The 25,197-nt window shown below is 61.6% G+C and carries 30 protein-coding genes and 1 riboswitch; of the genes, 21 read left to right on the top strand and 9 right to left on the bottom strand.

What is annotated here, in order from left to right; translation table 11 throughout:
- The first annotated feature begins 3 nt into the window (after positions 1–3).
- Entirely contained in the window at positions 4–498 is a 495-nt protein-coding gene (locus F3H58_RS11395; protein ID WP_149742261.1) for a DUF1579 domain-containing protein, read from the top strand.
- Positions 499–596: 98 nt separating this feature from the next.
- Entirely contained in the window at positions 597–1,376 is a 780-nt protein-coding gene (locus tag F3H58_RS11390) for a VOC family protein (protein ID WP_149742260.1), read from the top strand.
- A gap of 40 nt (positions 1,377–1,416) precedes the next feature.
- On the opposite strand, the gene F3H58_RS11385 is transcribed toward F3H58_RS11390, so the two are convergent.
- A complete protein-coding gene (locus F3H58_RS11385) occupies positions 1,417–2,313 on the bottom strand; it encodes a LysR family transcriptional regulator (RefSeq protein ID WP_149742259.1) in 897 nt (298 codons plus the stop codon).
- 121 nt (positions 2,314–2,434) lie between these two features.
- Between F3H58_RS11385 and F3H58_RS11380 the strand changes: the two genes are divergently transcribed.
- Together F3H58_RS11380 and F3H58_RS11375 are read left to right on the top strand one after the other, a co-directional pair.
- Positions 2,435–3,157, top strand: coding sequence for an SDR family oxidoreductase (locus F3H58_RS11380; protein ID WP_142843903.1), 723 nt, complete (start codon positions 2,435–2,437; stop codon positions 3,155–3,157).
- Between the two features lie 12 nt (positions 3,158–3,169).
- Entirely contained in the window at positions 3,170–3,520 is a 351-nt protein-coding gene (locus tag F3H58_RS11375; RefSeq protein ID WP_078051105.1) for an Atu4866 domain-containing protein, read from the top strand.
- Between the two features lie 54 nt (positions 3,521–3,574).
- On the opposite strand, the gene F3H58_RS11370 is transcribed toward F3H58_RS11375, so the two are convergent.
- A complete protein-coding gene (locus F3H58_RS11370) occupies positions 3,575–5,146 on the bottom strand; it encodes a helicase HerA-like C-terminal domain-containing protein (RefSeq protein WP_078051104.1) in 1,572 nt (523 codons plus the stop codon).
- A 312-nt stretch (positions 5,147–5,458) separates the two neighbouring features.
- On the opposite strand from F3H58_RS11370, the gene F3H58_RS11360 reads away from it, so the two are divergent.
- Positions 5,459–5,851 carry a hypothetical protein gene (locus F3H58_RS11360; RefSeq protein WP_149742258.1) on the top strand — a complete coding sequence of 131 codons (393 nt, stop codon included), beginning with the start codon at positions 5,459–5,461 and terminating at the stop codon, positions 5,849–5,851.
- A gap of 7 nt (positions 5,852–5,858) precedes the next feature.
- On the opposite strand, the gene F3H58_RS11355 is transcribed toward F3H58_RS11360, so the two are convergent.
- Positions 5,859–6,290, bottom strand: a complete 432-nt coding sequence (locus F3H58_RS11355; protein ID WP_065654255.1) for a winged helix-turn-helix transcriptional regulator — start codon at positions 6,288–6,290, stop codon at positions 5,859–5,861.
- A 103-nt stretch (positions 6,291–6,393) separates the two neighbouring features.
- Here F3H58_RS11355 and F3H58_RS11350 point away from each other — a divergent pair, with 103 nt between their 5' ends.
- The 3 genes from F3H58_RS11350 (at position 6,394) to F3H58_RS11340 (ending at position 8,855) form a co-directional block, all read left to right on the top strand.
- Positions 6,394–7,152, top strand: a complete 759-nt coding sequence (locus tag F3H58_RS11350) for an SDR family oxidoreductase (protein WP_059753982.1) — start codon at positions 6,394–6,396, stop codon at positions 7,150–7,152.
- A 69-nt stretch (positions 7,153–7,221) separates the two neighbouring features.
- A complete protein-coding gene (locus F3H58_RS11345) occupies positions 7,222–8,031 on the top strand; it encodes an AraC family transcriptional regulator (protein WP_149742257.1) in 810 nt (269 codons plus the stop codon).
- A gap of 212 nt (positions 8,032–8,243) precedes the next feature.
- Positions 8,244–8,855, top strand: coding sequence for a LysE family translocator (locus tag F3H58_RS11340; protein WP_149742256.1), 612 nt, complete (start codon positions 8,244–8,246; stop codon positions 8,853–8,855).
- A 25-nt stretch (positions 8,856–8,880) separates the two neighbouring features.
- Here the strand turns inward: F3H58_RS11340 and F3H58_RS11335 are convergent, their stop codons facing one another.
- Positions 8,881–9,708 carry an aldo/keto reductase gene (locus tag F3H58_RS11335; protein WP_149742255.1) on the bottom strand — a complete coding sequence of 276 codons (828 nt, stop codon included), beginning with the start codon at positions 9,706–9,708 and terminating at the stop codon, positions 8,881–8,883.
- Between the two features lie 206 nt (positions 9,709–9,914).
- Here F3H58_RS11335 and F3H58_RS11330 point away from each other — a divergent pair, with 206 nt between their 5' ends.
- On the top strand, positions 9,915–10,622 hold the full coding sequence (locus F3H58_RS11330; RefSeq protein WP_149742254.1) for a helix-turn-helix transcriptional regulator: 708 nt from the start codon (positions 9,915–9,917) through the stop codon (positions 10,620–10,622).
- A 48-nt stretch (positions 10,623–10,670) separates the two neighbouring features.
- Entirely contained in the window at positions 10,671–11,039 is a 369-nt protein-coding gene (locus F3H58_RS11325; RefSeq protein WP_149742253.1) for a VOC family protein, read from the top strand.
- A 2-nt stretch (positions 11,040–11,041) separates the two neighbouring features.
- Here the strand turns inward: F3H58_RS11325 and tam are convergent, their stop codons facing one another.
- Positions 11,042–11,812 (bottom strand): trans-aconitate 2-methyltransferase, encoded by a 771-nt coding sequence (gene tam / locus F3H58_RS11320; RefSeq protein ID WP_149742252.1) that lies wholly within the window; start codon positions 11,810–11,812, stop codon positions 11,042–11,044.
- A 338-nt stretch (positions 11,813–12,150) separates the two neighbouring features.
- On the opposite strand from tam, the gene F3H58_RS11315 reads away from it, so the two are divergent.
- On the top strand, positions 12,151–13,032 hold the full coding sequence (locus tag F3H58_RS11315) for a branched-chain amino acid aminotransferase (RefSeq protein WP_059753963.1): 882 nt from the start codon (positions 12,151–12,153) through the stop codon (positions 13,030–13,032).
- A 171-nt stretch (positions 13,033–13,203) separates the two neighbouring features.
- Positions 13,204–15,561, top strand: a complete 2,358-nt coding sequence (locus F3H58_RS11310; protein ID WP_149742251.1) for a methyl-accepting chemotaxis protein — start codon at positions 13,204–13,206, stop codon at positions 15,559–15,561.
- A gap of 227 nt (positions 15,562–15,788) precedes the next feature.
- Here F3H58_RS11310 and F3H58_RS11305 read toward each other — a convergent pair whose 3' ends face one another.
- Positions 15,789–16,676, bottom strand: a complete 888-nt coding sequence (locus F3H58_RS11305) for a LysR family transcriptional regulator (RefSeq protein WP_149742250.1) — start codon at positions 16,674–16,676, stop codon at positions 15,789–15,791.
- A gap of 96 nt (positions 16,677–16,772) precedes the next feature.
- Here F3H58_RS11305 and F3H58_RS11300 point away from each other — a divergent pair, with 96 nt between their 5' ends.
- Positions 16,773–17,315 carry a GNAT family N-acetyltransferase gene (locus F3H58_RS11300; RefSeq protein ID WP_149742249.1) on the top strand — a complete coding sequence of 181 codons (543 nt, stop codon included), beginning with the start codon at positions 16,773–16,775 and terminating at the stop codon, positions 17,313–17,315.
- 4 nt (positions 17,316–17,319) lie between these two features.
- On the opposite strand, the gene F3H58_RS11295 is transcribed toward F3H58_RS11300, so the two are convergent.
- Complete coding sequence (locus tag F3H58_RS11295; RefSeq protein ID WP_174056479.1) at positions 17,320–17,682, bottom strand: hypothetical protein; 363 nt, start codon at positions 17,680–17,682, stop codon at positions 17,320–17,322.
- 220 nt (positions 17,683–17,902) lie between these two features.
- Here F3H58_RS11295 and F3H58_RS11290 point away from each other — a divergent pair, with 220 nt between their 5' ends.
- Both F3H58_RS11290 and F3H58_RS11280 read left to right on the top strand, forming a co-directional pair.
- Positions 17,903–18,505: a superoxide dismutase gene (locus F3H58_RS11290; protein WP_003522258.1), complete on the top strand. Its 603-nt coding sequence runs from the start codon at positions 17,903–17,905 to the stop codon at positions 18,503–18,505.
- 265 nt (positions 18,506–18,770) lie between these two features.
- Positions 18,771–19,616 carry a metallophosphoesterase gene (locus F3H58_RS11280; RefSeq protein WP_149742246.1) on the top strand — a complete coding sequence of 282 codons (846 nt, stop codon included), beginning with the start codon at positions 18,771–18,773 and terminating at the stop codon, positions 19,614–19,616.
- Here F3H58_RS11280 and F3H58_RS11275 read toward each other — a convergent pair.
- A complete protein-coding gene (locus F3H58_RS11275) occupies positions 19,605–20,315 on the bottom strand; it encodes a helix-turn-helix transcriptional regulator (RefSeq protein ID WP_149742245.1) in 711 nt (236 codons plus the stop codon). The genes F3H58_RS11280 and F3H58_RS11275 overlap by 12 nt on opposite strands.
- A gap of 132 nt (positions 20,316–20,447) precedes the next feature.
- Between F3H58_RS11275 and F3H58_RS11270 the strand changes: the two genes are divergently transcribed.
- From F3H58_RS11270 to F3H58_RS11245, 6 genes are all read left to right on the top strand, one after another.
- A complete protein-coding gene (locus F3H58_RS11270) occupies positions 20,448–21,077 on the top strand; it encodes a LysE family translocator (protein WP_003522261.1) in 630 nt (209 codons plus the stop codon).
- A 118-nt stretch (positions 21,078–21,195) separates the two neighbouring features.
- The gene (locus tag F3H58_RS11265) at positions 21,196–21,630 is read left to right on the top strand and encodes a c-type cytochrome (protein ID WP_003522262.1); all 435 of its coding nucleotides are present in this window, start codon (positions 21,196–21,198) and stop codon (positions 21,628–21,630) included.
- Positions 21,631–21,720: 90 nt separating this feature from the next.
- Positions 21,721–22,641 (top strand): c-type cytochrome, encoded by a 921-nt coding sequence (locus F3H58_RS11260; RefSeq protein WP_149742244.1) that lies wholly within the window; start codon positions 21,721–21,723, stop codon positions 22,639–22,641.
- Positions 22,642–22,826: 185 nt separating this feature from the next.
- A riboswitch (cobalamin riboswitch) is annotated at positions 22,827–23,062 on the top strand.
- Between the two features lie 160 nt (positions 23,063–23,222).
- A complete protein-coding gene (locus F3H58_RS11255; RefSeq protein WP_003522264.1) occupies positions 23,223–23,405 on the top strand; it encodes a CbtB domain-containing protein in 183 nt (60 codons plus the stop codon).
- A gap of 10 nt (positions 23,406–23,415) precedes the next feature.
- On the top strand, positions 23,416–24,126 hold the full coding sequence (locus F3H58_RS11250; protein WP_149742243.1) for a CbtA family protein: 711 nt from the start codon (positions 23,416–23,418) through the stop codon (positions 24,124–24,126).
- Between the two features lie 4 nt (positions 24,127–24,130).
- On the top strand, positions 24,131–24,445 hold the full coding sequence (locus tag F3H58_RS11245) for a hypothetical protein (RefSeq protein WP_149742242.1): 315 nt from the start codon (positions 24,131–24,133) through the stop codon (positions 24,443–24,445).
- Between the two features lie 171 nt (positions 24,446–24,616).
- Here F3H58_RS11245 and F3H58_RS11240 read toward each other — a convergent pair whose 3' ends face one another.
- Positions 24,617–25,183, bottom strand: a complete 567-nt coding sequence (locus tag F3H58_RS11240) for a type 1 glutamine amidotransferase family protein (protein WP_149742241.1) — start codon at positions 25,181–25,183, stop codon at positions 24,617–24,619.
- Positions 25,184–25,197: the final 14 nt, after the last annotated feature.

Below are 25,197 nucleotides of genomic sequence, written 5' to 3'. Positions count from 1 at the left end.
ACAATGGAAATGGAAATCGCCAAGCCGCAGAAGGAACATGAGTTCCTCAAGAGGATCGTCGGAGACTGGGTCATGACCTCCAGTTCCGGCCATGAGGGCTACGATGGCGACGACCCGTCGCAGCAATTCACCGAGACCGTCCGCTCCGTCGGTGGCTTGTGGATCATCGGCAACGGCACCGGCAAGATGCCTGACGGCACGGATATGACGGCTGTGATCACGGTCGGCTTCGACCCGGCCAAGGGCAATTTCGTCGGCACTTGGGTAGGGTCGATGATGACCAATCTCTGGGTCTACAAGGGCTGGCTGGAAGAGGACGGCAAGACCCTGACGCTGGAAGCGGAAGGCCCCGCCTTCGACGGTTCCGGCCGCATCGATACCTATCACGACGTGCTGGTGTTGCATGACGACAATCACCGCAGCTTTTCCGGCAGCGTCAGGCAGCCGGACGGCACATTCAAGACCTTCATGACATCGGAATTCCGCCGCACGGCCTGAGGCCCTGCGAAAATTCACCCGACAACCACCGGCGCCGCCGCATCCTGCGGCGGGCGCTTGCCGAAACACACCCGCCAAACTCTCCATAGGAGACGACAATGTCCGATACACATGGAAAATTCATCTGGGTCGAGCTGATGACGCCCGACATGGAAGCGGCAGCCCGCTTTTATGGTCATGTCGTCGGCTGGCAGACCAAGGATTTCGGCTCGCCGGAAATGCCCTATCTGGTGCTGGAGGCCGATGGCAAGGGCATGGGCGGCGTCATGGAGCTGACCGACGAGCACAAGGGTCAGGGCATTCCCCCGAACTGGACCGCCTATGTCGATGTCGACGATGTGGACGCCACGGCGAAACAATTCGCTGAAAAGGGCGGCGCGGTCAGGCGTCCGCCGCAGGATATTCCCGAAATCGGCCGCTTCGCCGTGGTCGCGGATCCCTTCGGTGCGGTGATCTGCATCATGACGCCGCTGCCGATGGAAACCGGCGGTTTCCCCGAGGATATGCAGGAAAAGCAGGGCCATGTCGGCTGGCACGAGCTCTTTACCGATAATGTTGACGAGGCCATGGCCTTTTATGGCGATGTGTTCGGCTGGACAAAGGACCATGATTTCGACATGGGCGACATGGGCCCGTACCGCATCTTCGCTTATAAGGGCAAGGCCGTCGGCGGCATGATGAAACGCATGCCGCAGGTCCCCGTCTGCCATTGGGGTTATTACTTCAATGTGGACGGTATCGATGACGCCATCACCCGCGTCAGCACCGGCGGCGGCCAGGTCGTCAACGGTCCGATGGAGGTTCCCGGCGAAAGCTGGATCGTCAATTGCGTCGATCCGCAGGGCGCTTATTTCTCGCTGGTTTCGCAGAGAAAATAGCCCTGTTTTCTAAGGATCTGCCGGGGCTCGCTCCGGCAGATTACCGCTCTCTCGACAGGCGGACGTGATCGATGAAGGCGCGCAGCTTCGGCGCAAGATTGCGGCGGCTGGGATAATAGAGATAAAATCCCGCAAAGCTCGGGGAATGGTCTTCCAGCATGGAAACGAGCTGCCCGCTTTCCAGATAGGGGCGGAATGTCTCTTCCATGCCGAATGTGATGCCCGCGCCGGCGCAGGCCAGCTTGATCATCAGCTGCATGTCGTTGGTAGTGAAGGCCGGCTCCACGGCCACCGCAAATTCACGGCCGTTTTCCGCAAATTCCCACCTGTATGGCGCTACACCCGGACGCGGTCGCCAGCCGATACATCTGTGCCGTATCAATTCGCGGGGCTGCGCCGGCAGGCCGAAGCGGTCCCGATAGTGCGGCGAGCAGACGGCGAGCTGCCGCTGCGGAGCGGAAACCGGAACCGCAATCATGTCCTGCGCGATCAGTTCTCCAAGACGCACGCCGGCATCGTAGTGCTCGGCGACGATATCGAATTCCTCGTCCGTCACGACGATATCGAGCTGCACTTCCGGATGTATTTCCGCAAAGCGCGCAAGCAATGGCCCGGATAAAAAGCGCTCGGCTATCGAGGAAACCGCAAGCCGCAACTGCCCGCGCACGGCGCCGCTCAGGGATGACGCGGCATTGGCAGCCTCAACGAGATTGCCGATGGATGGCGAGACATCCGCATAAAGCTGCTGTCCCGCTTCCGTCAGGCTGACGCTGCGCGTCGTGCGCTGCACCAGCGCTATTCCCATCGTTTCTTCAAGCTTGCGGATGGTCTGACTGACGGCGGAGCGGGTTACGCCCAGCCTGTCTGCGACGGCCCGGAAGTTACGTTCCTCGGCAACCATGCAGAATGTCGAAAGCGCGTTGAGATCGATATTCATTGGTTAGAAATTCTACCCATTGAGGTTATGATTGAGGCGGTTATCACGACAATGCACAAGCTTTATCTTCTCCGCAATGGCCGCTTCCAGAAAAGCCGGCCGTAACACCAAGGAGAAAGCCATGACATTGAACAAAGTCGTTCTCATCACAGGTGCATCGAGCGGGATCGGTGAGGGTATCGCAAGGGAACTGGCCGCGGCCGGGGCGAAGCTGGTGCTGGGCGCGCGCCGCATGGACCGCTTGCAGGCGCTTGCCGAAGAATTGCGCGGGAAGGGCGCCGAGGTCGTCATCCAGCCGCTGAACGTGACCGACAGACAGAGCGTCGAGGCCTTTGCGGAGGCAGGGCGCAAGGCGTTCGGGCAGGTCGACGTCATCGTCAACAACGCCGGCATCATGCCGTTGTCGCTGATGTCGTCCCTGAAGGTTGACGAATGGGACCGCATGATCGACGTCAACATCAAGGGCGTGCTTTATGGCGTCGCCGCCGTTCTGCCCGAGATGACCGCCCGCGCTTCCGGCCACATCATCAACATCGCCTCCATCGGTGCGCTCGCCGTTTCGCCCACGGCTGCCGTTTATTGCGCGACGAAATTTGCGGTGCGGGCGATTTCGGACGGGCTGCGGCAGGAAAACCGCGACCTGCGGGTCACCTGCATTCACCCCGGCGTGGTGGAAAGCGAACTTGCCCACACCATCACCGATCCCGCCGCCGCGGAACTGATGCAGACCTATCGGGCCATCGCCCTGAAGCCCGACGCCATCGGCCGCGCGGTGCGCTACGCCATCGAGCAACCCGACGATGTGGACGTCAATGAGATCGTCGTCCGCCCCACCGCCGCTTAAGGAGGATTGGCAATGAACATTGTTTCGACATCCGTTGCGCTCCTGCTCGCAACGGCTTCCACCGATACGGGTTCCAGCAAAACGAGCAACGCCATGGACGTGAATATGACCGAAACGTCTCAAACCCGGAACCACCCCTATATCGGCATGTGGGTCACCGGCGATGGCCACATTCGCCAGGAACTTCTGCCGAATGGCCGCTATGACGAGGCGCGGGGCAACCGCAAAAGCGCCTATCAGGGACGGTATGAGGTGAAGGGAAACCATATCGACTATTGGGACGATACCGGCTTCACCGCAGACGGCGAATTCGTCGACGATGTGCTTTATCACGGCGGCATGATCTTCTATCGCCAGAAGTAACGTCCCGCCAATCACGCGCCGCCCGCCCCATCGAGGGTGGGCGGCGTATCTGTTTTATCGCTTCAAACTACCGAGAATCCCGCGCACGATGGCGCGGCCGACCGAGGTAGCAACCGAGCGGGCCGCGCTTTTCATCGCCGCCTCGATCACCGTTTCGCGCTGGTATCCGGTCTTGCGTGCGCCGCCATTGCGCGAGCCGGTGGAGGCCGGTGCGGGTTCTTCATCGCCGAAGCCGGGCAGGCGCCAGCGGCCGGACGCGCTCTCGGACTGGCTGGCGGCGTTTTCTTCCTCCGCACGTCTGGCGGCTTCTGCATCGGCAGCCTTCTGGGCGCGGGCGGCGAGGATTTCGAAGGCCGATTCCCGGTCGATATCCTTGTCATATTGCCCGGCGACGGGGCTCACATCGATCAGGGACTTGCGTTCCGCATCGGTGAGCGGCCCGACACGGCCGGATGGCGGGCGTACCAGCGTGCGCTCGACGATGGAGGGAGCGCCCTTGTCGTGCAGGGTGGAAATCAGCGCCTCACCGGTGCCGAGCGTGGTGATGGTGTCGGCGGTGTTGAAGGCCGGGTTCTGCCGGAAGGTGTCGGCCGCGGTGCGCACCGCCTTCTGCTCGCGCGGCGTGTAGGCGCGAAGCGCGTGCTGCACGCGGTTGCCGAGCTGGGCGAGAACGGTTTCCGGCACGTCCAGCGGGTTCTGCGTCACGAAATAGACGCCGACGCCCTTGGAGCGGATGAGCCGCACCACCTGTTCCACACGTTCCACCAGCACCCGCGGCGCGTCGTTGAAGAGCAGATGCGCCTCGTCGAAGAAGAACACCAGACGCGGCTTTTCCGGGTCGCCCACTTCCGGCAGCTCTTCGAACAGTTCCGAAAGCATCCAGAGCAGGAAGGTGGCATAAAGGCGCGGGTTCATCATCAGCCGGTCGGCGGCGAGAACCGAAATCGTGCCGCGCCCATCCGTGCCCACACGCATGATGTCGGCGATCTTCAGCGCCGGTTCGCCGAAGAAATTCGCCGCGCCCTGCTGTTCCAGAACCAGCAACCCGCGCTGCAGCGAACCGACCGAGGCCTTGGAAATCAGGCCGAACTGGTTGGAAAGCTCGGTTGCGTTTTCGCCCATATAGTTCAGGAGCGATTGCAGGTCCTTGAGATCGAGCAGCGGCAGCCCGCCCTGATCGGCGATCTTGAAGGCGATGTTGAGCACGCCTTCCTGCGCTTCCGAAGCATCCATCAACCGGGCAAGCAGCAGAGGCCCCATTTCGGCGATGGTAGCGCGCACGCGATGGCCTTTTTCACCGTAGAGATCCCAGAAGATCACCGGCGATTTGCCATAGGCAAAATCGGTGAAGCCAATCTGTTCGGCGCGCTTCTGGACCCAGTCCTTGGCTTCGCCCTGCGCGGCGATGCCGGAAAGGTCGCCCTTGATGTCGGCGCAGAAAACCGGCACGCCGGCCTTGGAAAAACCTTCGGCCAGCACCTGCAACGTCACGGTCTTGCCGGTTCCCGTCGCGCCGGTGATGAGGCCGTGGCGGTTGCCGAATTTCAGCTCCAGATATTCGCCCTTGTTGAGGCTGTCGTCCGGATTGCGGCTGGTCCCGATATAGAGCTGTCCGTCCTGCAACATCGACCATTTCTCCTGCGGCTGGTGCATGACCCTAAAATCGCTGTGGATTTTGCAAAAGTCATCTCCGAATTTAAAGCGTCACTACCATGTTGCGGCCACTTCTGACGATAGCGGCCTTTTCATAGCTTGGTTGTGATGATCTTATAAGGACAGTTTCAAGGCGCAACAACTGCTTGATGGCGATGAATAAAAACCGCTTGATGAAAGTTGCCGCACCTGACCCTGGCCGCTTGAATGCGGCATGATATTGTTTTACGTTGACGTTAACGTCAGTTATTCGATGTTGGCGTCGTTTTTCAACAGGAGGCAAGAATGAACGAAGTCGTAAGCCAGATCGCCGAGAAGGCGGGAATAAGCCCCGAACTGGCCGAAAAGGCCATTGGCATGATTCTCGGTTTTCTCCAGCGCGAGGCTGCAGACGGCCCGATCGCCCGCATGATCGAAGCCATTCCCGGCGCCAGCGAACTGGTGGCGCAGTATAATGGCGAAGGTGCCGGCGGCGGCGGTCTGCTCGGCGGCCTGATGAGCGCCATCGGCGGCGGCGGCATCATGGGGCTGGGCCAGCAGCTGATGAGCCAGGGCCTCGGCATGAGCGAGATTTCCACGCTTGCCAAGGAAACCATCGCCGTTGCCCGCCAGCACGCCGGCGACGAAACCGTCGACCAGGTGATTGCCTCGGTTCCGGGCCTCAGCCAGTTCGCCTGAGGCGAAACTATTCCATAGCGGGGCGCGGCGGCTGTTCATTGAACAGGCGCCGCGCCTCTTCTATTTCGGCATGGTGCGTTTCCGCCCATATCCAAACGCCGCAAAAGGCGCTGCCCAGCGTGCGGCCGAGGTTCGTCAGGCCGTAATCCACATGCGGCGGGATAACGGGATGCACGGTGCGGCGCACCAGCCCGTCGCTTTCCATCTGCCGCAGCGTTTTCGTCAGCATCTTCTGGCTGATATTGCCGACCAACCTGCCGATCTGCGTGAAGCGCAGCGTGCCATGCTCTTCCAGCACTTCCAGAATGAGCATCGTCCATTTGTCGGCCACCTTGGCAATGATGTCCTGAACCAGCGCCTCTATTGCCGGATCGGTATCCGCGGGCGGCGGAACCTTGCGCCGGCTTTCGATGGCCGGGTCGGCGGGGTGCCGTTTCATCTTACACTCTCCTTCGGGTAAGTATAAATCTTTTGGGTGCCTACTTTCGATTGGAGAGTATCATAGCTAACTTCCTTTCAGCCAACAAGCAAAGGATGTTCCAATGAAAATCGCTGATAACACCATTCTCATCACCGGCGGCGGTTCCGGCATCGGCCGGGCGCTGGCGGAGGCGTTTCACAAGGCCGGCAACCGGGTCATCATTTCCGGCCGCCGCAAGGCCGTGCTCGACGAGGTGACGGCCGCCAACCCCGGCATGGCCTCGATGGTGATGGATGCGACGGACGCCGCAGGCATCCGCGCGTTTGCCGAAGCTCTGGTAAAGGCCCATCCGACCCTCAACGCCGTCATCAACAATGCCGGCATCATGCGGCCGGAAGACATCGCCGCAGCACCGGATTATCTCGACACGGCCGAAGAAACCATCGCCACCAATCTTCTAGCACCCATTCGCCTGACGGCGGCGCTTTTGCCGCATTTCCTCAAGCAACCCGCAGCCACTGTGCTGACGGTTTCTTCCGGCCTCGCCTTCGTGCCCATGGTGCTGACCCCCACCTACAGCGCCACCAAATCGGCCATCCATGCCTATTCGGTCGCGCTGCGCGAACAGCTGAAGGAAACGCCGGTGGAGGTCATCGAAATCGTGCCGCCCTATGTGCAGACGACGTTGATGGGCGAGGGGCAGGCGAGCGACGAAAGGGCCATGCCGCTCGACGCCTTCATTTCCGAGGTGATGGATATTCTTGAAAATCGCCCGGACGAGAAGGAAGTGGTGGTGGAACGCTGCAAGCCGCTGCGTTTCGCCGCGCAGAACGGCAATTTCGATCAGGTCTTCGCCATGATCAATCATATGCATCCGTAAACACCGCATCTGTCTCGACTGGGCATCCTGTGATAGCGTCGCGCTCAAATCTGCGGAGCGCGCGCTTTCATGGCCCAGGGCCGGTTCCTGATGCCGAAAACCATTCTGCCCGGTGTCGTCGCCGTGGCGGCGGATAGCGACCGTTCCTTTCCGCGCCATATGCATGATCAATTCGGTATCGGCCTCATCCATCGCGGCGCACAGAAATCCCTCTCCGGCCGCGGCGTGGTGGAAGCGGGCGCCGGCCAGGTCATCACCGTCAACCCGGGCGAGGTGCACGACGGTATCCCGCTCGGGGAGGGCGGCCGCGCCTGGCGGATGCTTTATCTCGACATCGATATCGTTCAACGTGCCATTGCCGATCTCAGCGGGAAGGACAGCGGCACCTTCGAATTCGTCCATCCCGTGGAGAAGAGACCTCTGGCCCAGCGCTTCAACGCTGTCTTTTCAGCCGTGACGGCAAATGAGCGGCCGGGCGAAACTCTCCTTTCCGAGGAGACGCTGCTGATGCTGCTGGGGGATGCCATGGAGAAGGCTGCCAATCCACCTGTCTTGGCCGTGCCTGCGATCATCAGGCGTGCGAAAAACCGCATCGATGACGAGCCTTCCCGACCGTTCCGCCTTGCCGATCTGGCTGAGGAAGCCGGCATGAGCCAGTTCCGCTTCCTGCGCGCTTTCGCCAAGGCGACGGGGCTGACGCCGCACAGCTATCTTCTCCAGCGCCGCGTGCATCTGGCGCGACATGCGCTGGCCAAGGGCACCCCGCCCGCCGAGGCGGCCTTCGTCGCCGGTTTTGCCGACCAAAGCCATCTGAACCGCGTTTTCGTGCGCCAATTCGGGGTGACGCCGGCGGTTTACCGGGCGGCGGCGGCTGGTTGATCTTTGCTCTCTTCCGTCATGCCGGACGAGATCCGGCATCCAGCCATCGCACGTCTGCGGCGTGAAAGGAGTCTTTCGTGGTCAAGGACTGGACCACGCTGAACCCCGGCTTGGGTGACGGTGTGCGGATGTGGCGCTGCAATTTCATCCAAGACACCCGCCCCGCGCACCATCATGCTCCCGTCCTCCACCCAAGAGGACAGACCCGCACCATGACACCTGAATTCCTCATCACATCCTTCATCGTCGCCGCATCTCCCGGAACCGGCGTGGTCTACACGTTGGCGGCCGGCCTTTCGCAGGGGGCAAAGGCGAGCGTTGTTGCGGCCCTAGGCTGCACGCTCGGCATCGTGCCGCATCTGCTGGCCGCCATCACCGGCCTTGCCGCCATCCTGCACACCAGCGCGCTCGCCTTCGGCATCGTGAAATATCTCGGTGTCGCCTATCTCCTCTACATGGCATGGAACACGCTACGCGAGGATGGTGCGCTGAAGATCGACGATGCCAAAGCGCCGCAGAAAGCCACCCGCGTCATCGGCGAGGCGATCCTTATCAATCTGCTGAACCCGAAACTGTCGATCTTCTTTTTCGCTTTCCTGCCGCAGTTTATCGCGCCGGATGAGATTGTGCCGACATGGCGCATGACCGAACTCGGGCTGGTCTTCATGGCCGTGACGTTTCTTGTCTTTACGCTTTACGGCTGCTTTGCCGCCTCGATCCGGCGGCAGGTGGTGTCACGTCCTTCGGTCCTCGCCTGGCTGAGGCGCAGCTTCGCCGCCGCTTTCGTGGCGCTGGGGGCGAAGCTGGCCCTGACCGAGCGATAAGACGGGACCCTATAGCCCCGTTGCCTCAGTCGTCCCAGTCGGGCGCGAGATGGCCCGGATTGACGATGCGGCCATCCAGCTTGGCAAGCGCGTGGATCGCCTGCATTTCCTCTTCCGTCAGCGCAAAATCGAAGATGTCGAAGTTCTCCTTCAGGCGGCTTTCGGTCGCCGTCTTGGAAAGCGCCACGATATCCGGCTGCTGCACCGCCCAGCGCAGGGCCACCTGCGCGGCCGTCTTGCCGTGCTTCGCGCCAATGTCCTTGAGAACAGGATCGTTCGGCACCTTGCCATCGGCCATCAGATAATAGGCCGTCACCGACATTCCGTGCTTACGTGCGGCCGAAATCACCTTCGTCTGGTCTAGATAGGGGTGATATTCGATCTGGTTGGTGGCAAGCGGCGTGTCGGACAGTTTCACCGCCTCTTCGGTCAGCGCCACGTTGAAGTTGGAAATGCCGATATTGCGCGCCTTGCCGGCCTTGCGCACCGCGTTCAGCGCGCCCATGCGTTCGGCAAGCGGAACATCGCTTTTTGGCCAGTGCAGCAGCAAAAGGTCGACATAGTCGGTCTTCAGTTTCGCAAGGCTTTCATCGACGGAAGCGAGAAAATCATCGTGGCGATAGCGGTCCACCCAGACCTTGGTGGTCAGGAATATATCATGCCGGGAAATGCCGGATTGGGCGATGACCTCTCCGACAGCGCCTTCGTTCTTGTAGATCTGGGCCGTATCGACATGGCGGAAGCCAAGCTTCAGCGCTTCCGGCAGAATGCGCCTGACATCGTCTTCCGGAATGCGGAAGGTGCCGAAACCAAGTGCGGGAATATCAGCACCATTCGCGTTGACGTGATACATGGAATGTCTCTCCTGTCATTGACTTGATGGACCGGCAGTAAAGCCGGCGGTGGGGCGTTCCGTTACTAACTGGTGTCAGTGCCATCGGTTTCAAGGTTTTGCATTCGCGGCTCATGGCATCCATTGCGGGTAGCCCTTTCCGGCGTTACCAATCTGGCGCTGGAATGCCGTCACCGGACCCGGCAGACGCAACGGAGAAACATCACGTGTCACGCTCACAGCGGCTCCTTGATCTCTTGCAGATCCTGCGGTCTCACCGCATGCCGGTCAGCGGCACCTTTCTTGCCGCCCGGACCGGCGTCAGCCTGCGCACGCTGTACCGTGACATCGCGACGTTGCAGGCGCAGGGGGCCGATATCGAGGGCGAAGCCGGGGTGGGTTACGTGTTGCGTCCGGGTTTCCTGTTGCCGCCGCTGATGTTTTCCCAGCAGGAGATCGAAGCGCTGGTGCTCGGCTCGCGCTGGGTGGCGGGTCGCGCCGATGCGGGATTGGCGGACGCTGCCCGTGCGGCGCTAGTCAAGATCGGCGCTGTGCTTCCCGATACCCTGCGCGAGGAACTCGATCATTCCACCCTGCTGGTCGGGCCGGGGCAGGGCCTCGCCGCCATCCATGTCGATCTGGCCGCCATTCGCGATACGATCCGTAAGGAAAGCAGGGTCATCATCACCTATCGCGATGAAAAGGGAGAGGTGACGGAACGGGTGATCTGGCCCTTCGCACTCGCCTTTTTCGATCTGGTGCGGGTGGTGCTTGGCTGGTGCGAGACACGGCAGGACTACCGCAGTTTCCGGGCCGACCGCATCGAAGATTTCCACCCTCTCGACAGCCGTTATCCGCGCCGACGCCAGGCGCTGCTGAAAGAATGGCGCGAAAGGGAAAAACACCGGCGGCGGCATCATGCTGACAAAAACTGACAGCAGCAGGGTCTAGAAACCGTTCATCCGCAACACAGGAGAACAGCCATGACCCACCCCGATTTCACCATCCTTTACGTCGACAACCCGCCGGCGAGCACCGAATTTTACAAGGAGCTGCTGGGTGCGGAGCCGGTCGAAGCCTCGCCGACATTCGCGCTCTTCGTGCTTCAGAACGGCATGAAGCTCGGCCTCTGGTCGCGGCACACCGTGGAGCCCAAGGCATCCGTTACGGGCGGCGGCGGCGAGCTTGCCTTCCGCGTTGAAAACGCGGCGCGGGTGGACGAGATTTTTGCGGATTGGAAGGCGAAGGGCATCGACATGCTGCAGCAGCCGGCAGGCATGGAATTCGGCTACACCTTTACCGCCGCCGACCCCGACAATCATCGTCTCCGGGTCTATGCTTTCGCGGGCTGAAGTTACTTCTTCACCGCCACCACAAAAAGGCGGGGAAAGCGCAGGAGCAGGCGGCCGTCCGCCATCGGCGGATAGGCCGCCTTGATGCGCCGCGTATAGTCAGTGAGGAAGGCTTCGCGGTTTTCCTCGCCGACGGCGGTGAGATAGGGGCGCAGCCCCGTGCCCTTGACCCATTCGACGATGCTTTCCGCGTCCTTCATCGGATGATTATAGATGGTGTGCCACACATCCACCCGCGCGGATTTCGGCACCAGCGCATCGAAATAATCCGAAGGCGCGGGCAGGGGTTTGCGGCGCAGCCTGCCATCTGAAAACGCATCCTTCCAGGAACCGTTCGCTCCGGTCTCTTCCATGGCGCGATGCGTTGGCTCCTGCAGATTGTCGGGCATCTGCACGGCCAGAACGCCGCCGCTTTCCAGCTGGTCCATCAGTTGCGAAAGAACGGTGAGATGATTCGGCACCCATTGGAACACGGCATTGGCGTAAAGCAGGTCCGCCTTCTGCGCCGGCTTCCACTGGGAAAGATCGGCCTTGCCGAAGCGCGTGGTCGGCAGCCGGTCCGCCGCCTTCTCCAGCATGTCGTCATCGCTGTCTATGCCGGTAATGACATTGACGCCGTAACGGTCGGTCAGAAGTTCGGTGGAATTGCCGGGGCCGCAGCCGAGGTCATAGCCGTTCAGCACCCGCTCCAGCGGCACCTGCGCCAGAAGATCCCGCGCGGGGCGCGTCCGCTCGTCTTCGAATTTCAGATATTGCTGTGCGGACCATGCCATGATTTTTCTCCTGCGGACTGCCGTCAGATCGTCAGCATCGCATGGGCGAAATCGCCCCGCCATCATTCAATCGATGAATTATTGTGATGAATCTATTCATCAACCTTTTGTTTCGCCTCATAAAACGTGCTCACGGGGCCATCGCTTTGTTATTTTCCATCAAAATCAGAAATCGCTGCAATTAAAACTTGACCTCGTCCGGGGAGAGGCATTCACTCCGGCCGATTTCCAGCACATGCCCCGTTGCGAGCGCGCAGCGCTCTTCATCCGGCAATGCATCAGAACAAAAAAGACGGAGCGTTTTTACCGAACGAAAACGCTCGAGACAGGAGACCACCATGAGCGTCGATACCGCACCCCGATCAACCACCTGGACCTATGTTGACGGTCAATGGCTGCCCGGCAACCCGCCGCTTATCGGCCCGACCTCGCATGCCATGTGGCTGGCTTCCACGGTGTTTGACGGTGCGCGCTGGTTCGATGGCGTGGCGCCCGATCTCGATCTGCACTGCCAGCGCGTCAATCGCTCCGCCGTCAATATGGGCATGAAGCCGACCATGACGGCCGAGGAGATCGAGTCCCTGGCGCTCGAAGGCGTCAAGAAATTCGACGGCAAGATGGCGATCTACATCAAGCCGATGTACTGGGCCGAACACGGCATGCCCGGCAGTGTCGTGGCGCCCGATGCCGGCTCCACCCGGTTTGCGCTTTGCCTTTTCGAAGCGCCGATGGATGCCGGCAAGCCGCTGACGCTCACCGTCTCGCCGCTGCGCCGCCCTTCGCCGGAAACCGCCATGACCGACGCCAAGGCCGGCAGCCTTTATCCCAATAGCGGCCGCGCCATTCTGGAAGCACGCTCGCGCGGTTTCGACAATGCCCTGATGCGCGACATGAACGGCAATGTCGCCGAGTCCGCCTCAGCCAACATCTTCATGGTCAAGGACGGCGTCGTCCTTACCCCGGTTCCCAACCGCACCTTCCTTGCCGGCATTACCCGTTCGCGCGTGATCGGTCTTCTGCGCCAGGCCGGTTTCGACGTGCGCGAAGCGACGCTTTCGGTCGAGGATTTCCGGGAGGCAGATGAAATCTTCTGCTCCGGCAATTATTCCAAGGTTTCGCCCGTCGTGAAGCTCGATGATCGTGAATTGCAGGCAGGCCCCGTCGCCCGCAAGGCGCTCGATCTCTATATGGACTGGGCGCGTCTCGGCGCGGACGTTTAAGGCCGGGTAAGCCCCATAGTTTCAAAAGGCCGCGGCAGGCTCATTCCTGCCGCGGCCTTTTGTTTTGAACCGCATTATTTCCCATAAAAATTCAGGGGGAATTTAATCCAATTTTAGAGGACCACACGCTAGCTTGCGGCATTATCGATCCGGGCTAATGGGGGCCGCCAAATGTCTTTCAGCATACGTAATATACTTGTGGGATTTTTTCTGCTCGTCGGCATCGCGCTGGCGGGCTTCGTGGGCAACGGCATGTTGCAGTCCGTGCAGCGTGCCCGCAGCTTTTCGGAGGTGGCGCAGCTCGTTTCGCTGGACAGGCTGCTTTTCAACGCCTTGCTGAACTTTCGCAGTGAACGCGGCAACAGCGCCTCGGCGCTGACGGTCGACCCGGCGAAGACGGCCAGTACCATCGCCAGCGTGCAGGCGTCGCGCCAGAAGGTGGATGCCGCCATGGGCGCCTTTCTCGAACAGGCCGCCGCGCTCAATCAGGCTGGCCTCAAGGCCCCGCTTGCCCGCGTGAAGGATATCTATACGCAATTCCTGGAGCTGCGCAAAAAGGTTGACGCCAACGTCACCCTGCCGCTCGACCGTCGTGAAAACGGGCTGGACAAGACCGTGCTGGCGCTCGGTCAGGATTTCCTGACGGCGCTCGAAGCGGGCTCGACGGCGGTGGAAGGTGAGGTTCGCTCGCTGGACCAGAGCCTGACCGGCCTCATCCAGTTGCGGTCCTATGGCTGGTCGGCGCGTGCACTCGGCGGCAGCGCCACCGTTGTCATCAATGCGGTCGTGGCCCAGCAGCGGCCGCTGACCCCGCAGGAAACCCAGCAGCTCGGTAATTTCGATGCCGGCGCGGCCTTTGCCTGGAAAGCCACCGGCGACCTCGTCGCCCATGAATCGACGCCGCAGGCGCTGAAGGATATCTATGCCGTTGCCGACAGGACCTATTTCAAGGGTGATTTCGTCGCGCAGCGCGCAAAGCTGATCGACGATCTGAACAACGGCCGCACGCCTGCCTTCACCATCGATACATGGCGCAATACGGTCACCGCGAACCTCGATACGGTCGCGAAAATCGCCTCCGAGGCGATGGATGTTCTCAACGCCAATGCCGAAAAGGCCAGACAGGACGCCTTTATCGGCGCGATGATCTATCTCGCTGCGTTCATTCTCACGCTTGGCATCTGCATTCTCTGCCTTGCCGTCATCGTCGGCCGCGTCACCCGTCCGATCAGCCGCCTGACAAAGGCGATGATGGAATTGTCAACCGGCAACCTGACCATCGATGTGCCCGGCGCAAAACGCGGCGACGAGATCGGCGAGATGGCCCGCGCCGTGGAAATCTTCCGCGAAGCGGCCATCCGCAACCGGCAGCTTGAGGACGAAGCCATCGGTAACCGCGAGCAAGCCGAGCGTGACCGTATCGAGCTGCAGCAGCGCGCCGAGGCCGAGGCCGAAGAGCGTCTCAATCAGGCCACGGGGTCGCTGGCTGGCGGTCTTCGCCGGCTTGCCTCCGGGGATATGGTCTGCGAGATCGCCACGCCGTTTGCGCCGCAATTCGAGACGCTGCGGCACGATTTCAACAGCTCCGTGCATCAGCTGCGCGAAGCGCTCACCAGCGTTGGCCAGTCCGTGCAGACCGTGAACGGCGGCGCCCACGAGGTATCCTCCGCATCCGACGATCTTTCCCGCCGCACCGAACAGCAGGCCGCTTCTCTCGAAGAAACCGCCGCGGCGCTGGAAGAGATCACCGCCAATGTTTCCGCCACCTCCAAACGGGCGAGCGATGCGCGCGACACGGTGCGTGAGGCAAGGACAAAGGCCGATCTTTCCGGCAAGGTGGTGCGCGATGCCGTCGCCGCCATGGAACGCATCGAACATTCCTCGCGCCAGATCGGCCAGATCATCGGCGTCATCGACGAAATCGCCTTCCAGACCAACCTTCTAGCGCTGAATGCCGGCGTCGAGGCGGCAAGGGCGGGCGATGCGGGCAAGGGCTTCGCCGTTGTCGCACAGGAAGTGCGCGAACTGGCGCAGCGCTCCGCCAATGCCGCCAAGGAAATCAAGCAACTCATCACCGCGTCAGCCGTTGCGGTGGGTGAGGGCGTGAAGCTGGTGGCCGATACCGGCGTCGGCCTTTCCGAGATCGAGCAGCTGGTGCTTTCGGTCAACACCCATATGGATGCCATCGCCACAGCGGCGCAGGAGCAGTCGGCCGGTCTTTCCGAGGTCAACACGGCCGTCAACCACATGGATCAGGCCACGCAGCAGAATGCCGCCATGGTCGAGGAAATGAATGCGGCCGGTGCGGGTCTTGCACAGGAATGCACCAACCTTCACGCGCTGCTTGCGCAATTCCAGCTCGGCCAGCAAAGCTCGGCACTGCGGGACACGGCACGGCATATGCAGCGCGCCGCAAGCCCGGCCCACGCGCCCGCCGCACCGGTCGCACCGGCGCGGAAGGCTCGCCCCGTTGCTGCACGCGGCAATGCGGCGCTGGCCGTGAAGGGGGATGAGTGGACGGAGTTTTGAGAACGAACCTCGTGGACTGAATGTGTGGGTGGAGGCTTGGTTATGGGCTCCGTCACCCCGGACTGGATCCGGGGTCCAGCGCGATCAAGTCCTTGATCGCGAAAGACTCTCTTCACGGCGCGGACGCGCCGTGGCTGGATGCCGGATCCAGTCCGGCATGACGGAGGGGAGAGTACGGTTCCATGTCGTCAACAAGTCGAAGCCTGCCCTCGCAACGGGCGCGAGCTTCACCGTTTCCGCACATCCGGCAGCGCAGCGGCAAGCGCCCGCAGCGGCGCGGTCATATGTTTGTCGCGGCGCATCGCCAGCGCGATCCGCCGTTCAAGTGGCGGTTCGAGCGAGCGCCATTCGAGCCCGGATGCCGCGCCTTCATGCTCCATCGCCATGCGCGGCACGATGGCAAGGCCAAGGCCCGCGCCTGCGAGCTTCTTGATCGCCTCGACGCTGCCCAGTTCCATGGCGGGCTGCACGGTGCGGCCGCTCGCCGAAAACCATTGATCCACCAGCCGGCGCGTATTGCCGCCCTCGTAAAGCAGCAGCGGCCGCGCCGAAAGCGTCTCGGCGTTGAGCGCCGTTGTGTCAGAAACGGAGCCTTGCGGGAAAACCGCGACCAGCTCGTCGAGATGGATATCGCTGATATCGAGGCTGCGGCCGCTGGCGGGCAGGGCCACCACCGCCGCATCGATGGTATTGGCCTCCAGAAGCCGGAGGATATCGTGGGTATTGCCGGTCTGCACGACGATCTCGATGCCGGGCATGGCCTGCCGGATTTTGCCCAGCACCGGCGGCAGCAGATAGATGCAGGCGGTGGCGCCGGTGCCGATGCGCAGGCGTCCCGTCACCCCGCTGCGATGCGGCGCAACGGTATCGATCGCATGCGCCACTTCCTCGGCAATCCGCCTTGCATGGATGAGAAAGTCGCGCCCCGCCGCCGTCGGCTGTGCACGCCTGCCAACCCTTTCGATCAGCCGCACGCCGAGCTGTTTTTCAAGCAGCCTTATATGCAGGCTGATGGCCGGCTGCGTCAGCCCCACCTTGTCGGCGGCGGCGGAAAAACTGCCGAGATCGGCCACATCCATGAAGCTGCGCAGCTGCCGCAGGTCGAGGTCCATCATCAAAGAAAACCTTATCGTTTGTATAAGACAGATAATCTTTATTTTGGCTGCGCCGCAATGCACAATGACGGCGTGAATGATCCGCAGGACAAGAGAATGACCCTTTCCACCGTTTCCAGCCTTACCATCCGCCCTTGCGAAGAGGCGGATATTCCAGCCATTGCCGAAATCTACCGGGACGCCGTGCTGCACGGCCGCGCGAGCTTCGAGATCGATCCGCCGAGCGCGGGGACGATGCTCGAGCGCCGCCGCCTTCTGGTGGAGGGCAATTACCCCTATCTCGTCGCCGAATGCGATGGAAAGATAGCCGGATATGCCTATGCCGGCGCCTATCGCCCGCGCCCGGCCTATGGCGCGGCGGTGGAGAATTCCGTTTATATCGATCCGGGTATGAAGGGCATGGGCATCGGTCGCAAGCTGCTCGAGGCGTTGATCGAGGCGGCGACGGCAGGCGGCTTCCGGCAGATGATTGCCGTCATCGGCGATTCGGCCAATGCCGCCTCGATCGGCGTGCACCGCGCCGCCGGTTTCGAACATGTCGGCACCTTCAAGTCCATTGGCTGGAAACATGGCCAATGGCTGGATACGGTGCTGATGCAGCGTGCGCTGGGCGAGGGTGACACCACACCGCGCTTTTGAACGATCAGGGCTTGGTGGAGCCGGGTATTTCCACCTTCAGCGTATCGCCAGAAAGCTCGCTGCCCAGCTCCACGGCCTTGGTCTTCTTGTCGTACACACAGATATGGCTGACGGTCGCATCCGCGCCCCCACTCTTCCCGGTGAGTTTGGCCTTGCCGGTGAGAATGGCGAGGCCGTAATTCTCGCTGCCGACGGGATCGACCACGGCCTTCGCGTCCTCGATCATGTCCTTGGCGCCGGCAAGGCAGGCCGTCTGCACATCTGCCACGAACTCCTTCCAGGCGTCATCCGACGATGCGGCGGCGGGCAATGTGAGCGACGAGAACGCCGCAAGGAGGAGGATGGTGCGGGGGATCGGACGGGTCATGGAATTTCCTTCCTGCAATCTCGTCAAAAGCGAACCGATAGGGTGGAAAACGGTACGCCAGGGTTGTGAAACAAATGTGGTGGCGGCCGCGCGGAGAGGAATTTTCTCTTTTGTCGGAACATTTTGATATTTCGCAGGTTGCCCAAACAGAGGTTCGCTCCTATGGTCCGCTCACACGGTTTCTAGGAGCGGTAACCCGCTGCAAAAAGGAGTAAAAACCATGGCCTTCGAACTTCCCGAACTCCCCTACGACTACGACGCGCTTGCACCCTACATGTCGCGCGAGACGCTCGAGTTCCATCACGACAAGCACCACAAGGCATATGTCGACAACGGCAACAAGCTGGCGGCCGAAGCAGGTCTTTCCGACCTGTCGCTCGAAGAAGTCGTGAAGAAGTCCTTTGGCACCAATGCCGGTCTCTTCAACAATGCGGCCCAGCATTACAACCACGTCCATTTCTGGAAGTGGATGAAGAAGGGCGGCGGCGGCAACAAGCTGCCTGGCAAGCTCGAGCAGGCATTCGCCTCCGATCTCGGCGGTTACGACAAGTTCAAGGCCGATTTCATCGCTGCCGGCACCACGCAGTTCGGCTCCGGCTGGGCATGGCTCTCCGTCAAGAACGGCAAGCTTGAAATCTCCAAGACCCCGAACGGCGAAAACCCGCTGGTTCATGGCGCCGATCCCATCCTCGGCGTCGACGTCTGGGAACACTCCTACTACATCGACTACCGCAACCTGCGTCCGAAGTACCTCGAAGCCTTCGTCGACAACCTCATCAACTGGGACTACGTCCTGGAGCGTTACGAAGCCGCCGCCAAGTAAGGCTTGCGGAATGCGTGGTTGCTTATCGAAGCAGCCTCCTCCCGCGCGACGTCATCCTCGGCCTTGTGCCGAGGATCTGCTCCGTCTCTCAAAACGCGATGTGGCAGATGCTCGGGACAGGCCCGAGCATGACGACAGAGGAAATATCCACGTACTTGAGACGCCCGGCTTCAAGCCGGGTGTTTTGCATTTGTGATAGGGCGATGCGGCCTGTCGGATTTTATTGTCACAAGCCTGTCATCCGCCGGGTTTATCGCGGCGCATTATGACTGAAAAAACCACGCCTCTCTTCTCCTTCGGCATTGTCGCCGATCCCCAATATGCCGATGCCGCTCCCCGTCCGGAAATGGGCCGTTATTACGCCGAGAGCCCGAAAAAGCTCGCAGACGCGGTCGACGCCTTCAACCGCGAGGAGCTGGCCTTCGTGGTGACGCTCGGCGATATCATCGACCGCGGCTTTGAAAATTTCGATGCGATCCTCAGCGTTTATGACGCGCTTCGTCATCCTTCGGTGCTGCTGCCGGGCAATCACGATTTCGCCGTCGCGCCCGAGCATCTTTCCGCCATCCATGCCCGCCTTGGCATGAAGGCTCCCTGGCATGATTTCGCCATCGGCGACATCCGCTTCGTCGTACTTGACGGCAACGAGGTCAGCCTCTTCGCCCCGCCGCCCGGTGATCCGCGCCGCGCGATCGCGCAGGAGCGATTGAAGGGTCTCAAGGATGCCGATGCCATCAATGCGCAGGACTGGAACGCCTCACTGAGCGACGGGCAATTCGAATGGCTGCGCACCGTTCTGGAAAAGGCGGATGCGGCGGGCGAAAAAGTGATCGTGCTGTGCCATTATCCCGTCTATCCGGAAAATGCCCATAACATGTGGGACGCGCCGCGCATCCTCGATCTTCTCGGCTCCCATCCGTCCGCTGCCGCATGGTTCAACGGCCATAATCACGAGGGCAATTACGGCCTGCTCGGCACCACCCACTTCGTCAATTTCAAGGGCATGGTGGATACGCCGGACCAGAACACCTTCGCCATCGCCGATGTGTTTGCGGACCGGATCGTCATTCGCGGTTTTGGGCGGGAGGAGAATCGCCTTTTACGGCTGTGAGTACGGGCTCGCCGGCTGGTTGCTCTGCCAGCCGCTCATCCACAATTGCCGCAGCTTCTCCCCTTCCGTCTTGAAGAAGCTGCCCGTCGCGGCGCAGCCCAGCACCCGGTCCGAGCGGAAATTGCGGATCGCGTGGCGCAATTCGCACCAGGCGACGATATTCACCGTCTCGGAATAATAGATCACCGCAATCGGCCGAATCCGTCGCTGCGTTTCCGCGCCGCTTTCGTCGCGATAGCTCAGGTCCAGCCGCTCTTCATCACGCACCGCCCGCCTGACCATCGCAAGATCGATGCCGGCGGGGGCGGGCGCGATGCTGCCCCAGGCGTGCAGGGCATTGGCGGAAAGCGTCTTCGACAGCGGTTCGGGCAGGGAGGCGGCGATCTTGTCACTGACCTTTTTCGCCGCCTGGCGCAGTTCCGCATCACTGGAGCGGCCGACCATGGCGAGCGCCAGCACGATCGCCTCGGTTTCTTCGATGGAAAACATCAGTGGCGGCAGGTTGAAGCCGGGACGCAGGATGTAACCGACACCGCGCTCGCCTTCGATCGGCACACGCATGGTCTGAAGCGCGGCGATGTCGCGATAGACCGAGCGCACCGTCACTTCCAGCATGTCGGCAATCGTCTGCGCGGTCACCGGGCGGCGCGCCAGCCGCAGGATCTGGATGATCTCGAATAGTCTCGACGCCTTGCGCATTGCCGTTTCCTGGTGGCTCTCCCGACGCAACTGACACAACGCTGTCAGTTGGCTTTCCCTATAAACCGAAAAACACATTGAGAAACATGGATTTTCCCGAATGTGTCGTGAACCGTTTTGGGAGATACTGACATGAGTTACGCCGAAAATCTCTGGCTTTTCTTTCTGGTCCTGTTCGGCATCATCATCCTGCCGGGCATGGATATGCTGTTCGTGCTGGCAAGCGCGCTGACGGGCGGCAAGAGAACGGGTCTTTCCGCCGCAAGCGGCATGAGCGCCGGCGGCATCGTGCATTCGCTTTACGGCGCCCTGGGCGTCGGCATGCTTGCCGCCTGGATGCCGTCGCTGTTCCTGCCGCTTCTGGTTTTCGGCGCCGCCTATATGATCTGGATCGGCATCGGCCTGATGCGCAGCGCGATTGTCGTGAACGGCGATGAGGCGCAGGCGAGTGCTTCGGTCAGAAAGGCCTTCTGGCGGGCGGTGCTGACCTGCCTTTCCAATCCGAAGGCCTATCTGTTCATGATGGCGATCTATCCGCAATTTCTCAAACCGGCCTATGGTCCGATCTGGATGCAGGGGCTGGTGATGGGCGCGATGGTGGCGGTCACGCAGTTCACGGTCTATGGCGCGCTGGCGCTGACGGCGGATAAAAGCCGGGCATGGCTGGTTTCTTCGCCCGCCGCCACGATCTTCATCGGCCGCGCCGCCGGTTTCATGCTGATTGCCGCAGCGCTGCTGACACTGTGGGAGGCCTTGTCTTAGGCTTCTGTTTTCACGATGGAATTCACCGCAATGTGACTTCTTTTCGCCATCCGGAAAGGGCATCCTCGCGCCGTTCCATCAAGCGTCCGGTGTCCCGGCCGGAATCAAGGAGAGTTGCATGAAACTGAAAACCATCACCGCGGCCATGCTGTTCGGCTGTCTTTGCGCCGGAGCGGTCTACGCTGCCGGCGAAGTCGAAAAACGTGAAGGCATGATGAAGCAGATCGGTGGGGCGATGGGTTCGCTCGCCGCCATCTCCAAGGGCGAAAAGCCCTTTGACGCCGATACCGTCAAGACTGCCGTAACCACCATCGGCACCAACGCCAAGGCTTTCCCGGACCAGTTCCCCGCCGGCACCGAGACCGGCAGCGCCGCTGCCCCCGCCATCTGGGAAAATTTCGACGACTTCAAGGCCAAGGCCGCCAAGCTCGGTACGGATGCGGACATGGTTCTCGCCAATCTCCCCACCGATCAGGCGGGCGTCGCCACCGCCATGAAGACGCTGGGCGCCGATTGCGGCACCTGCCACCAGACCTATCGTCTGAAGAAATAATCGCAGCACTTTGGAAACGCCGCTTACCGGCGGCGTTTTCTCAGGCACGAAAGACATCTGACCGGGTCAGGTGAGAATGGGGAGAGGGGCATGTCCTCCATCTGGACGAAACTCGTGGGCGGGGCCGTCGTCGCGGCCATTGCGGGCTACGGCATATTCGCCTGGGTCACCGCGCCTCAGCGGCAGGCGCCCAGCCACTGGGTCAGCCTGGGCGAACCGGATCTGGCCAATGGCGAAACGCTGTTCTGGGCGGGCGGCTGCGCAAGCTGCCATGCCGCACCCGATGCGAAAGGCGAGGCGCTGTTGACGCTTTCGGGCGGGCAGGCGCTGAAAAGCCCCTTCGGCACCTTCCATGTCCCCAATATTTCCTCCGATCCGCAGCATGGCATCGGCAGCTGGACGCTGGCGGAATTCGGCGATGCGATGACGCGCGGTGTTGGCAGGAACGGCGAACATCTCTACCCGTCCTTTCCCTATGCCTCCTATGCCCGCATGACGCAGAAGGACATCAACGATCTCTTCGGTTATCTGAAAGCCCTGCCGGCCAGCCAGAACGATGCGCCGGATCACGAGTTGCCGTTCCCCTTCAATCTGCGCATGGCGCTGGGCGGCTGGAAATTCCTTTATTTCGACCCCTCGGCGCGGCCCCGCGTGGAGCTTGCCAATGCCAATGCCGAATTGCTGCGCGGCCAATATCTGGTGGAAGGGCCGGGCCATTGCGGCGAATGCCACACGCCGCGCAACGCGCTTGGCGGTTTCGTGAAAGACAAGTGGCTGGCCGGCGGTCCCAACCCGGAAGGCGAGGGCCGCATTCCCGACATTACCCCCGGCTCGCAAAGCATCGGCAGCTGGGCCGAGGCCGATATTGCGAGCTATCTGGAAAACGGCTTCACCCCGGAATTCGACAGCGTCGGCGGCTCCATGGTCAAGGTGCAGCAGAACATGGCGCATCTGACGCCTGAAGACCGCGATGCGATTGCCGCCTATCTGAAGGCCATACCGTCGCGGTAACCCTCAGCCGTCATGCCGGACTAGATCCGGCATCCAGCCACGGCGCGTCTGCGCCGTGAGAAGAGTCTCTTGCGATCAAGGACTTGATCGCGCTGGACCCCGGATCTAGTCCGGGGTGACGGAGATGGAGGCGACGGCGCGCAGTTCGAAAGCAGGCCCACCATTGACTCCCGACCCTGCCCATCGGATAACAATCCTGTGATGGTTCCTTCCGGGCGTTCCGGAAGGTGAAAAGGGAACACGATAGGGAGAGATCCTCATTCGTGGCTGCCCCCGCAACTGTGAGCGGAGAGCCTGAAACGAAATGCCACTGGCAAGCCATCTCGCCGGGAACCGAAGGTTTCCAGAGAGGGTGACGCCGGGAAGGTGTTTCAGGTTTTGACCCGTAAGCCAGGAGACCTGCCATCGCGGAAATATCCATGCCGGCGGGGTGTCCGGAAGAGCGGAATTTCAGGGTGGCGGGATCGACGCCTCCCTGTGTCAGTCTCGTATCCCCGTGGTGAAGTGTATCGTAGCGGCTCGACGGCCTTTGCCGTCCGGTCGCGTCCAAAGGCGCGGGGTCGCGCCGGAGAGGGGTCACCATGTCCATCAACCAGAATACGGCCAACGCCGCCGTTTCCGCAAAAACAACCAGCTTCGCGCAATCGCTGACGGCGATCGTGCTTGGCCTGTTCGTTGTCGGTTTTGTCGGCTTTTCCCATGTGGAAGCCGTTCATAACGCTGCGCATGACACGCGTCATGCCAATGCCTTCCCCTGCCATTGAGGGGAACGGCATGTCGTCTTTTCGCAATATCGTCTTTACCGCCGTTCTCGTCGGCATTCTTGGCGGTTTCGCCGTCTCGGCAATGCAGGCTTTTAGCACGACGCCGCTCATCCTTCAGGCGGAAACCTATGAAAGCGCCGGCGAAGCGCCCCACAGCCATGATGCGGCGGCCCCCGGCGCTGCCGTTCCCGCCCATGAGCACAATGACGAGGCCTGGGCTCCGGCCGATGGCTTCGAGCGCACCGCCTATACCGTCGCCGCCAATGTGCTGACTGCCATCGGTTATGCGCTGGTGCTGACCGGCCTGATTTCGCTGCGTGGCACGAATGGCGGCTGGCGCGAAGGCCTTCTCTGGGGCGTTGCCGGTTTTGCCGCCGTCATGCTGGCGCCGATGATCGGCCTGCCGCCGGAACTGCCGGGCAGCCCGGCTGCCGCACTTGAGGCGCGGCAGATCTGGTGGCTTGCGACGGTTGCCGCAACCGCGGGCGGCATTGCGCTGATCGCATTCCGCCGCGAACCCTGGGCCATCGTATTGGCGCTGGTGCTGATCGTCGCACCGCATGTGGTCGGCGCACCCTTGCCGCCGGAAGGTGAACATGCGCTGGCGCCGCTGCCGCTGGAGCGTCAGTTCATCGTCGCCGCCACCATCACGAGCTTCGTTTTCTGGGCTTTGCTCGGAACATTGAGCGCGTTTTTCCTGAAGCGCTTCCAGTCGGCGTAAATCCATGCAGGACGCGGCGGAATGGAGTGAGGAACTCGATGCGCTGCGTTTTGCCGTTCCCGGTCACGGCGCTTTCTGCGCCGTGCACCGCCTTGCCTTCAAGGCTGTCCTTGGGGCGGCCCCGGATCGCGAGGCCGCTCTCGCCTGTTTTCATGAACACGAGGCCGCTTTTATCGCTGCGGCGCTCAGCAAGATAAAAGGGTCGAATTTACCCGCCGGCCGCAGCCTGCATCTGAACAGCCGCGATATTCGCCGTGCGATTGCCGGGGAGGGCGAGGAGCCAGCGGCGCGCGTGTGCCGGGTGCTGGATCGGCGATAATCATCGCTGTTTTCACCGCCGTCACCCCGGCCTTGAGTCGGGATCCAGCCAGCCCAAGTCCTTGGGCTGAAAGGACTCTTTTCACCGCGCAGACGCGCGTCGGCTGCATTCCGGCTCAAGGCCGGAATGACGGGGAGTAGAGGGAGCGCAAACAACCGAGGCGGCTATGCCTCAGCGATGCTCCGCCGCAAAAACCTGAAGTTCCGCCTCGGCTTCCGGACCAAAGAGGCCGAGGTGTTTCAGGATTTCCACAGCGAAACTGACCGGCGCGCTGCCGGCGGCGGTGACGATGCCGCGATCGCTAACCGCTTTCGGCTGGTCGCGGTAAAGCGCCTCGCCGCTATAGACGGCATAAGCCTTGTGGGACGCCAGCGAATTGCCGGTATGGGCGACATCGTTCAGGACGCCCGTGCCGCCGAGCGCGCTTGCCGCCGCGCAGATGCCGGCCACCAGCCGGTCCCTGTCGCGAAACCGGTGCACCAGCCCGCCAAGATCGACAGCCGTTCCCTTTTCCCAGCTCAAGCCGCCGGGAATGACAAGCGCATCGATGCCAACAGGATCAAGCGCGTCATAGGATGTGTCAGGCGTCACATTCAGCCCGCCCATGGATGTCACCGGCCTGCCATCGGGGGTAGCGTAGACGATCTCGACGCCCAGATAACTGCGGGCTGCGGCAGCAAGCAGCGCCGGTTCCCAGTCCGCAAAATCCTGCGCCAGCGCAATGGCGATCCGTGTCATGGCCGTCTCCGTGG

The sequence above is a fragment of the Rhizobium sp. NFACC06-2 genome, from assembly GCF_900101425.1.
GTDB classification, from domain to species: domain Bacteria; phylum Pseudomonadota; class Alphaproteobacteria; order Rhizobiales; family Rhizobiaceae; genus Agrobacterium; species Agrobacterium leguminum.
Note: the sequence above shows the minus strand (reverse complement) of the source record. Positions and strands in the feature narration are given on the sequence as shown.

Coding starts and splice junctions, on each gene's coding strand:
- tam (WP_149742252.1), bottom strand. CDS start 11,812: ATGGCATGGTCCGCACAGCAATATCTGAAATTCGAAGACGAGCGGACG.
- F3H58_RS11395 (WP_149742261.1), top strand. CDS start 4: ATGGAAATGGAAATCGCCAAGCCGCAGAAGGAACATGAGTTCCTCAAG.
- F3H58_RS11370 (WP_078051104.1), bottom strand. CDS start 5,146: ATGTTGCAGGACGGACAGCTCTATATCGGGACCAGCCGCAATCCGGAC.
- F3H58_RS11385 (WP_149742259.1), bottom strand. CDS start 2,313: ATGAATATCGATCTCAACGCGCTTTCGACATTCTGCATGGTTGCCGAG.
- F3H58_RS11335 (WP_149742255.1), bottom strand. CDS start 9,708: ATGTATCACGTCAACGCGAATGGTGCTGATATTCCCGCACTTGGTTTC.
- F3H58_RS11315 (WP_059753963.1), top strand. CDS start 12,151: ATGAGCGTCGATACCGCACCCCGATCAACCACCTGGACCTATGTTGAC.
- F3H58_RS11265 (WP_003522262.1), top strand. CDS start 21,196: ATGAAACTGAAAACCATCACCGCGGCCATGCTGTTCGGCTGTCTTTGC.
- F3H58_RS11300 (WP_149742249.1), top strand. CDS start 16,773: ATGACCCTTTCCACCGTTTCCAGCCTTACCATCCGCCCTTGCGAAGAG.
- F3H58_RS11295 (WP_174056479.1), bottom strand. CDS start 17,682: ATGACCCGTCCGATCCCCCGCACCATCCTCCTCCTTGCGGCGTTCTCG.
- F3H58_RS11275 (WP_149742245.1), bottom strand. CDS start 20,315: ATGCGCAAGGCGTCGAGACTATTCGAGATCATCCAGATCCTGCGGCTG.
- F3H58_RS11290 (WP_003522258.1), top strand. CDS start 17,903: ATGGCCTTCGAACTTCCCGAACTCCCCTACGACTACGACGCGCTTGCA.
- F3H58_RS11255 (WP_003522264.1), top strand. CDS start 23,223: ATGTCCATCAACCAGAATACGGCCAACGCCGCCGTTTCCGCAAAAACA.
- F3H58_RS11310 (WP_149742251.1), top strand. CDS start 13,204: ATGTCTTTCAGCATACGTAATATACTTGTGGGATTTTTTCTGCTCGTC.
- F3H58_RS11355 (WP_065654255.1), bottom strand. CDS start 6,290: ATGAAACGGCACCCCGCCGACCCGGCCATCGAAAGCCGGCGCAAGGTT.
- F3H58_RS11390 (WP_149742260.1), top strand. CDS start 597: ATGTCCGATACACATGGAAAATTCATCTGGGTCGAGCTGATGACGCCC.
- F3H58_RS11260 (WP_149742244.1), top strand. CDS start 21,721: ATGTCCTCCATCTGGACGAAACTCGTGGGCGGGGCCGTCGTCGCGGCC.
- F3H58_RS11325 (WP_149742253.1), top strand. CDS start 10,671: ATGACCCACCCCGATTTCACCATCCTTTACGTCGACAACCCGCCGGCG.
- F3H58_RS11345 (WP_149742257.1), top strand. CDS start 7,222: ATGGCCCAGGGCCGGTTCCTGATGCCGAAAACCATTCTGCCCGGTGTC.
- F3H58_RS11250 (WP_149742243.1), top strand. CDS start 23,416: ATGTCGTCTTTTCGCAATATCGTCTTTACCGCCGTTCTCGTCGGCATT.
- F3H58_RS11380 (WP_142843903.1), top strand. CDS start 2,435: ATGACATTGAACAAAGTCGTTCTCATCACAGGTGCATCGAGCGGGATC.
- F3H58_RS11240 (WP_149742241.1), bottom strand. CDS start 25,183: ATGACACGGATCGCCATTGCGCTGGCGCAGGATTTTGCGGACTGGGAA.
- F3H58_RS11270 (WP_003522261.1), top strand. CDS start 20,448: ATGAGTTACGCCGAAAATCTCTGGCTTTTCTTTCTGGTCCTGTTCGGC.
- F3H58_RS11375 (WP_078051105.1), top strand. CDS start 3,170: ATGAACATTGTTTCGACATCCGTTGCGCTCCTGCTCGCAACGGCTTCC.
- F3H58_RS11280 (WP_149742246.1), top strand. CDS start 18,771: ATGACTGAAAAAACCACGCCTCTCTTCTCCTTCGGCATTGTCGCCGAT.
- F3H58_RS11340 (WP_149742256.1), top strand. CDS start 8,244: ATGACACCTGAATTCCTCATCACATCCTTCATCGTCGCCGCATCTCCC.
- F3H58_RS11360 (WP_149742258.1), top strand. CDS start 5,459: ATGAACGAAGTCGTAAGCCAGATCGCCGAGAAGGCGGGAATAAGCCCC.
- F3H58_RS11305 (WP_149742250.1), bottom strand. CDS start 16,676: ATGATGGACCTCGACCTGCGGCAGCTGCGCAGCTTCATGGATGTGGCC.
- F3H58_RS11350 (WP_059753982.1), top strand. CDS start 6,394: ATGAAAATCGCTGATAACACCATTCTCATCACCGGCGGCGGTTCCGGC.
- F3H58_RS11245 (WP_149742242.1), top strand. CDS start 24,131: ATGCAGGACGCGGCGGAATGGAGTGAGGAACTCGATGCGCTGCGTTTT.